At 47.3% G+C, this 13,303-nt stretch carries 6 protein-coding genes; 3 read left to right on the top strand and 3 right to left on the bottom strand.

Going from position 1 to position 13,303, the window contains the following annotated elements; translation table 11 throughout:
* The first annotated feature begins 174 nt into the window (after window positions 1–174).
* From QZ938_RS28110 to QZ938_RS28120, 3 genes are all read left to right on the top strand, one after another.
* Window positions 175–1,218 carry an AAA family ATPase gene (locus QZ938_RS28110; protein ID WP_367181874.1) on the top strand — a complete coding sequence of 348 codons (1,044 nt, stop codon included), beginning with the start codon at window positions 175–177 and terminating at the stop codon, window positions 1,216–1,218.
* Window positions 1,219–1,266: 48 nt separating this feature from the next.
* The gene (locus QZ938_RS28115; protein WP_293354994.1) at window positions 1,267–1,470 is read left to right on the top strand and encodes a hypothetical protein; all 204 of its coding nucleotides are present in this window, start codon (window positions 1,267–1,269) and stop codon (window positions 1,468–1,470) included.
* A gap of 327 nt (window positions 1,471–1,797) precedes the next feature.
* Window positions 1,798–6,612, top strand: a complete 4,815-nt coding sequence (locus QZ938_RS28120) for a Calx-beta domain-containing protein (RefSeq protein WP_293354991.1) — start codon at window positions 1,798–1,800, stop codon at window positions 6,610–6,612.
* Between the two features lie 537 nt (window positions 6,613–7,149).
* On the opposite strand, the gene QZ938_RS28125 is transcribed toward QZ938_RS28120, so the two are convergent.
* The 3 genes from QZ938_RS28125 to QZ938_RS28135 all read right to left on the bottom strand — a co-directional run bounded on the left by QZ938_RS28125 (window position 7,150) and on the right by QZ938_RS28135 (window position 13,110).
* Complete coding sequence (locus QZ938_RS28125) at window positions 7,150–9,450, bottom strand: tyrosine-protein kinase domain-containing protein (protein ID WP_293354988.1); 2,301 nt, start codon at window positions 9,448–9,450, stop codon at window positions 7,150–7,152.
* A 105-nt stretch (window positions 9,451–9,555) separates the two neighbouring features.
* Complete coding sequence (locus QZ938_RS28130; protein WP_293354985.1) at window positions 9,556–11,043, bottom strand: transposase; 1,488 nt, start codon at window positions 11,041–11,043, stop codon at window positions 9,556–9,558.
* A gap of 534 nt (window positions 11,044–11,577) precedes the next feature.
* Window positions 11,578–13,110 (bottom strand): polysaccharide biosynthesis/export family protein, encoded by a 1,533-nt coding sequence (locus QZ938_RS28135; protein WP_293144270.1) that lies wholly within the window; start codon window positions 13,108–13,110, stop codon window positions 11,578–11,580.
* Window positions 13,111–13,303: the final 193 nt, after the last annotated feature.

A 13,303-nucleotide genomic window follows, 5' to 3' on the forward strand; every position in this document is an offset into this window, starting at 1 on the left:
CGAATTTCTCAACTTGGAGTTATTCCCTCTCTGTCCACTATTATTCGCTCCAAATCTGCTCTTTATCCCTTGGGATTGTCTTGGCAGCCAGATTAACTGCTACCCCTACTTATTGAGCCGATACAAATCGACAACCCTTATATCCTCGGCGTACCCCTTACAGAACAGCAAGAAATCTTCGCCGGACGTACTGATATCGGCACGCGCATCGAGCAATTAATTCTAGACCGTCGCCGCCCTCCTTTGCTACTCTACGGTCAGCGACGAATGGGCAAAACTTCCCTACTCAATAACCTGGGACGCTTGCTACCCAGCAATATCATTCCCATGTTTGTAGACTTGCAAGGTCCAGTTTCATCAGCAAGTGATTCTGCTGGTTTTCTCTACAATATCGCTAGGAGTATGACAAACTCAGCGAAGCGCCAAAGCGCGTTAACTCTCCCATCTCTCGATCGCGAAACACTGCAAGATGACCCTTTCACTCGCTTTGATGAATGGCTGGACAAAGTAGAAGCAGCGCTACAAGAAAATATTGCTCTGCTTGCCTTAGATGAATTCGAGGCGCTAGATGATGCCATCAGAAAAGGACGTTTCGACGAGCAAGATGTTCTGGGAATGTTGCGTCACCTGATTCAACATCGCACTCGCTTCAAAGTGATGCTAGCTGGCTCTCATACGATCGAAGAATTTCAGCGTTGGGCTAGCTATTTAATCAATGTCCAAGTCGTTCATATCAGCTACCTGAAACAACCGGAAGCGCGTCAACTAATTGAGCAACCCGTCGAAGATTTTACCCTGCGTTACGAAGCGGATGCGAGCGATCGAGTTTTGCAACTCACCCGCTGTCACCCTTTCCTAATACAACTCCTCTGCGCTGAAATTGTTGCCCTCAAAAACGAGCAAGATCCATCTATCCGCCGACTGGCAAATTTAGCCGATGTGGAAGCAGCAATATCAGCAGCTTTGAGTGTCGGCAGTTTCTTTTTTGCTGATATTCAAAACAATCAAGTAGATCCGGTGGGATTAGCTATTTTGCAGTTTTTGGCAGCACAAGGGGAAGGGGGAATCGTGAGCCGGGAAACTATTTTGCAAGAGTTTCCTAATGGTTATGATGCTGTCGGTTTGCTTCTGCAACGGGAGTTGATTGAGGAAGTTGGTGATGGTTATTGTTTCCAAGTTGAGTTGATGCGGTGCTGGTTTGCACGGGGTGTCAGATAGGGGATTTTATGGATTAGTAGCCTATAGCCTTTCTCAAAAAGATGAGGTATGACTGACAGCTTATATCACCACTTATGTCAAGAAGGGCTGAAGCCCAACAACGTACCTCATATTTTAATAGCAATTTTTAAAAGTATTGCTACTAAACAATTTTTGGGTTTGTTGGCTCAAATATTGTCGCGGGTGTGCGTCGCTGTGAGATTTTCGATATTTTTTGGGTACTATCTTTACTTTGACGCACCCTACAAATAATTTGTTCCTCGCAATGATAAAAAACTTTAATCCAACGGTATTCACCTTGAGAGTGCAGAGAGAACACCGCTGCCATCTAACTACGACTTCACATATTTTGATAATTATTATACGTAAATTTACGTATCTTGACAATTATTTAAACTCTACCCTACGTATGTGGAAAACCCATTATTTGCATGGCTGAAAAATTTATCTGACATTTATCCGGATCGCAGTAATTGACGATGAAACACTGCTTAGCATGACCGATAACTATCAAAAAAGCTTAAGCCTCTGGTTGTTTTCTGTCACTTCTAATCGTTAATTACTATCAAAAGAGAAGCTATGCCTACTCCATTGAATGGTTCTTTGGGTCAAACCACTAATTTCACCAGCGTCAATGACCTAATTACAAAATGGCCGACTGCTGCCCAGAATCAAGGTATCAAACTGTCTGGGTTAGCTTTTGATGGCGTGGAAACTGATTACCTCAATCCTCAAGCGATCGCCAATCTCACCTTACCAACTAATGAAAATCCTAAAAGCTGGTTGAGTTATGGCAGTAGCCCTGGTATTGGTGTTTCATCGTCCTATGATGGTTGGTTCACCGACATCACTAAAATTAGAGCGGAAATCAACTATAATCCCAACACAAATCAATCTCAGGCGCTGAAGCTGAAATGGGCAGATAACCAAGATATCACTAGCGCCACGATCGACCTTAGCACCTTGGGTATCAAAACTAGCCCAGGAGTTGGCGATCAAGGTAATGAAGTTGGTTTGCTACAAATCTTTAATAATGGGACTCTGGTACCAGCCAGCAATTTTACGATCACTCGTCTCAACGCTCCGATCGCTCCAAAAGCGATTACTGCGGGTGCAGATGGAGTGACTTTCACTGGCGATCGCACCGATGGCAGTTTCCAATTCAAGATAGAAGCCAAGCCTCTCACCAACACTGCTTTTGACGAACTGCGGTTCTCCGCCAAACCCTACGATAGCCCCACCGCTGCCTACACCGCCAGCTCTTTCAAAGACGATAGTTCCGACTACCTGGTGCGGAAGATTGACTATCAAGGCACGGCAAATCAGCCTAGCCTTCAGTTTAGTGCCCCAACCTTCAGCGTCAACGAAAACGGGACAGCGGTTGCAGCCGTAACCGTGACGCGCACGGGTGGTAGCGAGGGCGCAGTCTCCGCCACAGTCAACTTGACTAATGGTACTGCTACAGCCCCTGGTGATTACACTGGTACTCCGATCGTTGTCAATTTTGCCGCTGGGGACACAGCACCCAAGACTATCACCGTTCCCATTGTCGATGACACCTTGGTGGAGTCTACCGAAACTGTCAACTTAACTTTGGCAAACCCGACAGGTGGTGCAACGATTGGGACGCAAGGCACTGCCAGTTTGAGAATCATAGACAATGACACTCTCCCTGCGAGCACCCTGCAATTTAGTGCTCCTACCTTTAGTGTCAACGAAAATGGCACGGCCGTTGCAGCCGTAACCGTCACTCGTACTGGCAGCAGTACCGCCGCAGTCTCCGCCACAGTCAACTTGACCAATGGTACTGCTACGGCCCCTGGTGACTACAACAATACTGCCATCCCTGTCAATTTTGCCGCTGGGGACACAGCACCCAAGACTATCACCATTCCCATTGTCGATGACACCTTGGTGGAAGGTACCGAAACTGTCAACTTAACTTTGGCAAACCCGACAGGCGGTGCAACGATTGGGACGCAAGGCACTGCCAGTTTGAGCATAGTGGACAATGACACTCTCCCTGCGAGCACCCTGCAATTTAGTGCTCCTACCTTTAGGGTTAGAGAAGATGGCGTACCGATCGCAGCCGTGACAGTCACTCGCACTGGTAGCAGTACCGCAGCAGTTTCAGCCAGCCTCAACTTGACCAATGGCACTGCTACAGCCCCTGCTGACTACAACAATAGTCCCATCCTGGTGAATTTTGCTGCTGGCGACTCCACACCCAAAGTCGTCAATATTCCGATCGTCAACGATACTTTGGTCGAAGCTACCGAAACAGTCAATTTAAGTTTGGCAAACCCGACAGGTGGTGCGACGATTGGAACGCAAGGTACCGCCCGTTTGGACATCGCAGACAATGACAGCAGCCTGCAATTTAGTGCTCCTGTCTTCAGTACCAACGAAAATGGAACGCCCATTGCAGCAGTGACAGTCACTCGCACAGGTGTAGCCTCTGGTGCAGTCTCAGCCACTGTCAGCTTGGCCGATGGAACTGCTACAGCCCCTGGTGACTACGCCAATACTCCGATCTCGGTCAATTTTGCCACTGGGGATTCTGCACCCAAAGTCGTCAATATTCCGATCGTCGATGACACCTTGGTAGAGGGTACCGAAAATATCCGCTTAACTTTGGGCAGCCCGACAGGCAATGCAACAATCGGGACGCAAAGTACAGCCACTTTCGACATCATAGACAATGACACTCTCCCTGCGAGCAGCCTGCAATTTAGTGCTCCTACCTTTAGTGTCAACGAAGATGGGACGACGAGCGCAGCCGTGACAGTCACTCGTACTGGCAGCAGTACCGCCGCAGTTTCAGCTACTGTGAACCTAGCCAACGGTAGTGCTACAGCCCCTGCTGATTACAACAATAGTCCCATCCTGGTCAATTTTGGTGCTGGCGATTCTGCACCCAAGACGATCAATATTCCGATCGTCAACGACACCTTGGTAGAGGGTACCGAAACTGTCAACTTAAGTTTGGTTAACCCGACAGGCGGTGCGACGATTGGAACGCAAGGTACCGCCAGTTTGAACATTCTAGACAATGACAGCAGCCTGCAATTCAGTGGCTCCAGCTTCAGTGTCAACGAAGATGGAACCCCCATCACAACCGTAACCGTAACTCGTACTGGCAGTAGTGCTGGTGCTGTGTCAGCCACCGTCAGCTTGGCCGATGGAACTGCTACAGCCCCTGGTGACTACGCCAATACTCCGATCGCTGTCAATTTTGCTGCTGGGGACAACACGCCCAAAACGGTCAATATTCCGATCGTCAACGACACTCTGGTAGAAGGTAACGAAACTGTCCGTTTAACTTTGGGTAGCCCGACAGGCAATACCACCATTGGCACCCAAAGCACAGCCACTGTCAACATCGTAGACAATGACAGCAGCCTGCAATTTAGTTCCCCTACCTTTGGCGTCAACGAAGATGGAACGCCCGTTGCAGCCGTGACAGTTACTCGAACTGGCAGCAGCGCCGGTGCAGTCTCAGCCAACGTGAATTTGACCAGCGGTACTGCGATCGCCCCTGGTGATTACACCGGTACTCCGATTCCTGTCAATTTTGCCGCTGGGGATACGACACCCAAAGTCATCAATATTCCGATTATCAACGACGCTTTGGTAGAGGGTACCGAAACAGTCAATTTAAGTTTGGTTGGCCCGACAGGCAATGCCACCATTGGCACCCAAAGTACCGCCACTTTGAACATCTTAGACAATGACAGCACCCTGCAATTTAGCGCTCCTACCTTCAGGGTTCGAGAAGATGGCGTACCGATCGCAGCCGTGACAGTCACTCGCACTGGCAGCAATGTCGGTGCAGTCTCAGCCAGCGTCAACTTGGCCGATGGTACTGCTACAACCCCTGCTGACTACACCGGTACTCCGATCGTTGTCAATTTTGCTGATGGGGACAACACACCCAAGACAGTGGATATTCCGATCGTCAACGACACCTTGGTGGAGGGTAACGAAACAGTCAATTTAAGTTTGGTTAACCCGACAGGCAATGCCACGATTGGCACCCAAGGTACCGCCATTTTGGACATTGCAGACAATGACAGCAGCCTGCAATTTAGTTCCCCTACCTTTAGCGCCAATGAAGATGGAACACCCGTTGCAGTCGTGACAGTTACTCGTACTGGTGTTAGTACCGGTGCAGTCTCAGCCACCGTCAGCTTGGGCGATGGAACTGCTACAGCCCCTGGTGACTACGGCAATACTCCCATCTTGGTCAATTTTGGCGCTGGGGACAGCATACCCAAAACACTCACCATTCCTATTGTCAACGACACCTTGGTAGAGCCTACCGAAAATCTCACCTTAACTTTGGGTAGCCCGACAGGCAATGCCACCATTGGCACGCAAGGTACCGCTACTTTCGACATCATTGACAACGACAGCACCCTGCAATTTAGCGCCCCTACCTTCAGGATCAGAGAAGATGGCGTACCGGTTGCAGCCGTGACAGTCACTCGCACTGGCAGTAATGTTGACGCAGTTTCAGCTACTGTGAACCTCAGTAATGGAACTGCGATCGCCCCTGGTGACTACACCAATACTCCGATCTCTGTCAATTTTGCCGCTGGGGATTCTGCACCCAAAGTCGTGAATCTTCCTATTATCGATGACACTTTGGTGGAGCCAAACGAAACTCTCAATTTAAGTTTGGTTAACCCGACAGGCAATGCCGCCATTGGCACCCAAAGTACAGCCGTTACGACGATCGTAGACAATGACAGCACCCTGCAATTTAGCGCCCCCTTCTTCAGTGTCAACGAAGATGGAACGCCCGTGGCAGAAGTGACAGTCACCCGTACAGGCAGTAGTGCTGGTGCAGCGTCAGCTTTCATCAACTTGACCGATGGTACTGCTACAGCCGGCATTGATTACACCAATGGTTTGATCGCTGTCAATTTTGCCACTGGGGATTTAGCACCCAAAACGATCGCCATTCCCATTATCGATGACCTTTTCCCGGATGGTCTTTTCTTTCCGCTTGACGAAACTGTCAATTTAAGTTTGGTTAACCCGACAGGCGCCACGATTGGAACCCAAAGTACGGCCGTTATGACGATCGTAGACAATGACGTTGTATTTGGGAATAGACAGGCAAGCAGTCTGACTTTGACAAACGACGAGCTACTCAACGGTGGCCTGCGAAAGACTTCCAGCTTGCCTGGGGCTCCGGCGCAGGGAACAGCAGATTTGGTAAACAAATCTATCGCCGACGAGCTATTGGGTGGCGGAATCGGAGCCTCTAATGTCGGGATTAATTCCAACTCAGTCTCCAACTTCGGTGTCGCCGCTAGCTGGTTGAATTCACTCACAGATCCGAAGCTTAATCCTGGTTTGGTCGCCAACAACCAATTTGCTAAGTAGGTCTTTTGACTAGCAATTGGCGTTAGTGGGTTTTAATCAAGGGTATGTAGTTGGGCTTTAGCCCTCTAGCTAACTCAACTACATAGCTCTTGTTTAAAGAGCGCTCATAGGGTATGTAGTTGGGCTTTAGCCCTCTAGCTAACTCAACTACATAGCTCTTTTTTAAAGAGCGCCCAAGCCCAACTACGTGCCTCTACGGTATGTAGTTGGGCTTTAGCCCTCTAGCTAACTCAACTACGTACCTGCCGGCCAAGAGCGCCCAAGCGCAACTACGTACCTGCCGGCCAAGAGCGCCCAAGCGCAACTACGTACCTGCCGGCCAAGAGCGCCCAAGCGCAACTACGTACCTCTTTTTTAAAGAGCGATCGAGCGCAACTACGTGCCTCTCTCGATCGCAATTTCAAACTGCAAAAAACATTTTTTTTACAATGCTGTCATCGCTCGGGAGCTGTATAATAATCGCGATCGGGGACAGCACAACAAATGCAAAACTGAGATGCTCCCGAATGCAATTCAAGTCTAATCCAGTGGCGTACATTAGTTGAATTTACTATTATTAATAGCTTTGTTTTTTGACTTAGACTGCTGCGGTAATTGCCTCGATCGCACTTCTATTGCTCCATCGCTCACAGCACTCAAAGGCAACTCGAATTCCTCAATATCATTGCGGTACTTCACCGCAATATCAGCACCATTAATAATCGCCCCCAACAGCCGCGGCCCCGATTTGTGCGAATCATCATCATCAGATTCCACCAACTGATCCGCAGCCTCAGACAACATACTAGCGAGAGTATAACCAGCCCGCGCCACCAAAATTATACCGTCCGTATAGGGTTCCAGCGTCAGTGCGTCGTTGCACTCGCTTAACGCCGGAGAATCCACCACTACAAAATCAAAGCGATTGCGAACATCCTCAAACAACCTCCGCATTTCGCTCGATTCCAGTACCGCCGAAGCCTGCCGCAAACTGCCCGGACTCGGCACGACATACAGGTTCTCTACCTCTGGAACCAACAAAACGCACTCGCTCATATTGCCGTAATAGTGCAAAGGTTCCACCGCCGCCAGAGGATCCGCAGCTATTTTCAAAGATTCCACATTAGAACCCGATCGCAAATCTGCTTCAATTAACAAAGTCCGTTTACCCGATCGAGCCGACGCAATTGCCAAATTGTAAGCACTAAAACTCTTTCCCTCCAACGGCGCCGCCGAAGTCAGCAACACCACCTTCACAGGTTTTTCGCCAATTCGGCGTAAATTAGTCCGCAACCGCTCGTAAAACTCCAAATAAGGCGAATTGGGTTCCAAAGCCAGCGGCATCTCCTCTCCATAGGAATCAAACACCGTCACTTCAGGCAAAACTGCCAGTATTGGCACCTCTTTTTCCACCAAAGCCGCCCGCACTTCTTCCCAACTGTAAAACTTCCCGTTGAGCATTCCCAACAAAAATATCAACCCGCCGCCCAGCAGCAATCCCACAAATCCGCCCACCGCCAGCATCACCGGCAAACCTTTCTTGTTTGGCGGAACGTCATCAATTTTGGGACGCTGGGCGATTGTCAAACTCCCCGTTGTCTCAGCTCTCGCCGCCTCAGCATCTACCAAAGCCGCCTGCATCTTATCGTAGAGAGCTTTTTTCAGCGCCACTTGCTGGGCTAACCGCGCTTGTTCTAACTGCTTGTTGGGGATTTTCGCGTATTCCTGGCGCAATTGTCGTTCAGTGTTCTCTACTCCTTTGAGTTGTTCTTGCACCACATCCCGCTGCGTTTGTAAAGCAATCAAACTTTGAGCTAGCTGCTGTCTCGCCGGGTCTAAAGAAGAGTCTATCCGAATTCGATCGGCACTTCTGAGCGGAGCAGCCACCCCGTTACCCCCGAGCACCTCCGATTGTCGCTGCTGTAACTGCTGCTCAAAAGCTTGTTTTTGTTTGAGCAATTCCACAATTTTCGGGTGTTCCTCCTGCAAGTCGCTGCGTAGAATTTTGAGCTGAGATTCGATCGAAAACAGTTGCACTCGCAGTTGTGCAATAATTGGATCGGCAGACAGTGCTTGAGCCACGTAAGCTTGCTCTCCATTCAATCCCAAGCGTTCCTGCAAGCTTTTAATTTGAGCTACTATTGCTCCCAACTGCACCCGGAGTTGCCGCTGCTGCTGTTCGGTGGCGATAATCGCTTGCGGCAATGTACCGCTCTGAACTGCTAAAATAGAAGTTTCTTCTCGTTTTTCGTAGGATTCAAGTTTTGCTTCCACCTCTCTGAGTTCCTGAGTTACTTTCGGCAAGCGTTGGTTAATTTGAGCGATCGTTTTTCGGACGCTGGAAGTATTGGAATTTTCGCTGTAAATCACCATTTCTTTCATCAAAGCCTCTGCTCGCTTTTCAGCTTTTAGGGGATCGGCATTTTTGTACGATACTTGAATCAAAGCACTGGGGTCATTACTCTTAGTCGGCATCTTGAGTTCCACGCCGTCTTTCAGCTTTTTAGTCAATATTTTTACTTTTTCGTTCCATTCTTCTGAATTTATTTTTGCTGCTTGTTTATTTAATTTGTTTTCTGCTTTAATGAGTTCTGTTGCGGCTGCTTCGATGACCTCTTGATTGAGCAACTGATCTTTAGTTATTTCTTGTCCTTCCTGTTGAATCTTGGTAGTGGTTGATGAAAAAATCACGCTCGGTTTGCCGTAGGCCAGCGCACCTTTAGCAACGTAAACCGGCGCCTGAGTTGGCTGCACGGCAACTACTCCGGACACGCCCACAGTCACCGCGAGAGTGGCTAGTCCCACCCACTTGTATTGGTCAAAAGCAATCAAATAACGTTTGACAACTGATAAAGTCATAACTATTTTAGATTGAAGAATTGAATAATTGCTAACGATAAATCCTAACTAAGTAGTTGAAACTCTCAGGGCTAAAGCCGCTGAGATTCTTAAGAAATTACTTTCTCAACCATCCCAAAGAGACAATTGCTTGTACTGTGGGTTCCCGGTCACAAGCCGTTTGCCTTTTTGGGGCGGCTTATTATCTACCAGGCGTTCATACAAGTTCACATCAAAGATGCTTAGTTGTACTGGTTTCGACGAGTCCCGCCGTACCGTTTTCGCTCTAATTCTAGTTTTTCTAACAATAGTTAACCCGTAGGACTCTATTGCTTTAATTCTGACGTTTCTCGCAGCTTGAATGTTGGCATCGTCGATATGTCCACAGTTGGTGCAAATAAACTTTTCACCATTGCGACTTACTTTATCGATGTGCTTGCACTTGCTGCAAGTTTGGCTGGTGTATTGGGGATTGACTCTATATAATTTCTTGCCTGACTTTACAGCCACATATTCAAGCTTTTGAGTTAATCCATACCAGCTTGCATCAGCGATTGAACGATTTAAACCTCGTTTAGCTGATTGATTATTTGGTAGAAATCTACCAGTTTCAGAAGAGACTGGTTTACACCGCTTCATCATATTTTTAACTTGCAAGTTTTCAACTGCGACACCATCAGCTAGACCTACAATCTTTTTCGCAACCCACCACTGATAAGCTTCGCGTTTTTGTTGAATCTTATGATGTAAGGTAGTTACTTTGTTTTGTGCTTTTCTGCGGTTCTTACTCCCCTTTTGCTTCCTATTAACTCGTCTTTGCCTAACTTTCATTAAGCGTTTTATATGCTTGTTAGTAGAAAACCTTGGGTTGTCGATTGTTTCACCATTAGACAAGTAAACCAGTTTAGTTAATCCCATATCGCAGCCAATGATTGATTTAATTTCACTGTCAGGAATTATTGAAAAATCTGGTATAGCTTTGTCTTCGATTCTCACAGAAACATACCAACCATCTGCTTTTTGCCTAATTGTCACCGTTCTAATATCAAACCCATTCGGGATATTACGGGAGTTAAAAAACCGCATCCATCCGATTTTAGGTAAGTAAATTTTACTTCCCTTAATTTTCACCCTTCCTGGCTTATATGCGAAGGATTTAAAATAATGGCTACGCTTGAATTTAGGGAAGCCCGCACCTTTGAAGAATTTGTTAAATGCCTCGTTAACTCTAGCTGGAATTGATTGTAAAACATCACAATCAATGTCTTGATACCAAGGGCGACTGGTTTTGAGATTGATTAAGTTAGCGTCTTGCATTAACGATGCTGACCTTTTTGGCGATTTGTCTTTTTCGCCTTCTTTCTTGGCTTTACCACCGCCATCTTTCCAGGGGTTTTCAAGCTGAGTTCCTTTAACTAAACTACAAGTTAAAGGCATAATTTCTGTTTGGGTTTTTAAATCACAGTAAGTACCGCAAAGAAATTGCTGATACCAACCATCCATACGGTCACGCAAGCACCAGTTATACGTCGCTCGCAACATATTCAACCAACCAGATAATTTCTCTGATTGTTGATTGTTTGGGCGTAACTTGTACTTGTAACTTAACAACATTTATTTTTTACCTCCTATCTTAATAATTTTACACTGCTTCTACCATGTCAATTGTTAAAAATCAAGAAAGATTCATTGGGGATTAAAATCCCCCGCGTCGCTTTCCTCTCATCTCTTTCATAGACTGAGCTTCCCGCTTCCCGTTAATTTTTTGTGATAGCAAAAAAACTATAGCCTTTGTCAAAAAGATGGCATCGGGCATGGGGCAAAGAGGGCATCGGGCATCGCTCATTTTTTTGAGAACCGCTCTAGTATGTTGTATGGGCGGGTTTAGCTAACAATCTTTTTAGATATAAGCGAGTTTGCGAGTACAAAACTGCTGGGAGCATCTCAGTTTTGCAAAAAGCATTTTTTTATTATAGTGCTGTCCCCGCTCGCGAGTTGTAGAATACGCGAGTTCTTAAGCTCGCACTGTAAATGCAAAACAGAAATGCTCCTAAACTGCCTATCCATAACAGTTAACTAATGACTAATAACGTTCGCTCGGGGGGGGACAGCACTAATGACTAATAACTAATAACTAATAACCAATGACTACCTATTGTTATTGTTATTATTATTGGATGGCCCAAACAAATTGTTTACCCCATTTCTCAACTGATCGAAAAACAGAATAAATCCCAAAGTATCCCGGAATGGTCGAGTAAAAGTATTGAGAACATAACCAATACGCTCTACCAGATTCCGACCAATCACAATCACATCATTATCTTCCAGCATCGGGTTCTGAGAAACATTGCCCTCCAAAGCAGCTTTTGCATCTATCTTGCGGTTGATTGCTCTACCTTGCTTTTGGTCGAACCGAATCAAGGCCATTTTCCGCAAATCAGCCAGATTCACAGGCAAGTTGTTGATAGCATCCAAAAACTTGCTGCCATTTTCTAGGTAAAACGAGGTCAAACTACCACTAGCGTAACTCAAAACTCGAACGTAGATCCTGGGCTTAATTAGCGTAGAGCGCGCCACCAAAGCTTTGTCGTAGTCTAGGTTTTTGATACTAGCGTCCAATTCTGGGATGACAATCACATCTCCCGAGGCCAAGGGAAAATCGAACAAATCGTTAGCCTTTGCTAAGGGGGTGTAGAGGTCGAGGGGTTGCTCTACCGAGGAGCCATCCACCAGAGTCCGTCGCACTCGCACCGCTCGTAAATCCGCTTTTCCCGTGACTCCCCCCGCAATCGTCAAAGCGGCGGAAATTCGACCTGAACCCGCCGGAAGCGTGTAAAAACCAGGTTTGCTGACTTCTCCGGTGACAGTGATTTGAACGGGGACAGCGGCGGCGGCTAGGCTGTATCTGGATGCTAAATCTCGATCGGACTTGCGATCGGGTGTAACCTGTTTATACGGTACGACGATCGCATCTCCATCTTCCAAACGCAAATCCGGCGGAGCAATACCAGTTTGCAGCGGCGTCAAAATATCAACAACTTGCTCAGCCACAGCACCACCCGGCAAAGTCCGCCGCACCCTCACCGCCCGCAATTGGGCCGTTGGAGTCGTCCCAGCAGCAGCAGCCAAGGCCGCCGGAAGCTGCGGAGTTTGCAGCGGATAAAAACCAGGCCTAGCAACTTCCCCCGTCACCGTCACCACTACCGGGCGCTGAACGAGCAAAGCAGCCGAAACTTGAGGATTTTTGATAAATTGCGTGAACCGCTCGCGGAGGCGCTGCTGTGCTTCTTCGACGGTAAGGCCGCGCACATTTACTGTGCCGATTAGCGGCAGTACAATTACCCCTTCAGGGCTGATTGCACCCGTAAAATTTAGCTCTGGGAAGCGCTGAACTTGAACGGAAATCTGGTCTCCCGGGCCCAGGCGGTACGGCCGATTCCGAAAAGCTGGGTTAATTTCCCGGTTGAAATTAGCAGGTGGCGGTGGCGGTACGCGCAGTGGCTGTGGCGGCACGAGTCGCTCAGAACTAGGAACAACAGATTGGGCTAAAGCCGTTTCTGAAAAAACTTTGCCGTTAAAGCCCCACAATACAGCAGCGAAAGATAGAGTCCAAGCACTTGAATACAGGCCAGCCAAGGAAAAAGCGACGCGATTTCTAATTGTGAATTTATTCGGCATTTTGAGATAAAAAAGGGTAATATATTGCAATAGGGTTAACTTAACGCTTTTTGACGAATTTCACCTCGCCATTTTCTCGGCAATACAGGCATTATTTGCCAGTCAGATTGTTCTTAAGTTAACTGTATTGTAATATATTGAATATTTCGCTGTTTTTCAAGTTTCATCTCCGCAATTCTCAACTAAAAATATC

Origin of the sequence: Microcoleus sp. CAWBG27 (genome assembly GCF_020883145.1) — a bacterium.
In the GTDB taxonomy this organism is placed as follows: domain Bacteria; phylum Cyanobacteriota; class Cyanobacteriia; order Cyanobacteriales; family Microcoleaceae; genus Microcoleus.

Bases quoted from the DNA above. Each gene is read 5' to 3' on its own strand.
- QZ938_RS28115 (WP_293354994.1), top strand. From the start codon at position 1,267: ATGACTGACAGCTTATATCACCACTTATGTCAAGAAGGGCTGAAGCCC.
- QZ938_RS28120 (WP_293354991.1), top strand. From the start codon at position 1,798: ATGCCTACTCCATTGAATGGTTCTTTGGGTCAAACCACTAATTTCACC.
- QZ938_RS28125 (WP_293354988.1), bottom strand. From the start codon at position 9,450: ATGACTTTATCAGTTGTCAAACGTTATTTGATTGCTTTTGACCAATAC.
- QZ938_RS28130 (WP_293354985.1), bottom strand. From the start codon at position 11,043: ATGTTGTTAAGTTACAAGTACAAGTTACGCCCAAACAATCAACAATCA.
- QZ938_RS28135 (WP_293144270.1), bottom strand. From the start codon at position 13,110: ATGCCGAATAAATTCACAATTAGAAATCGCGTCGCTTTTTCCTTGGCT.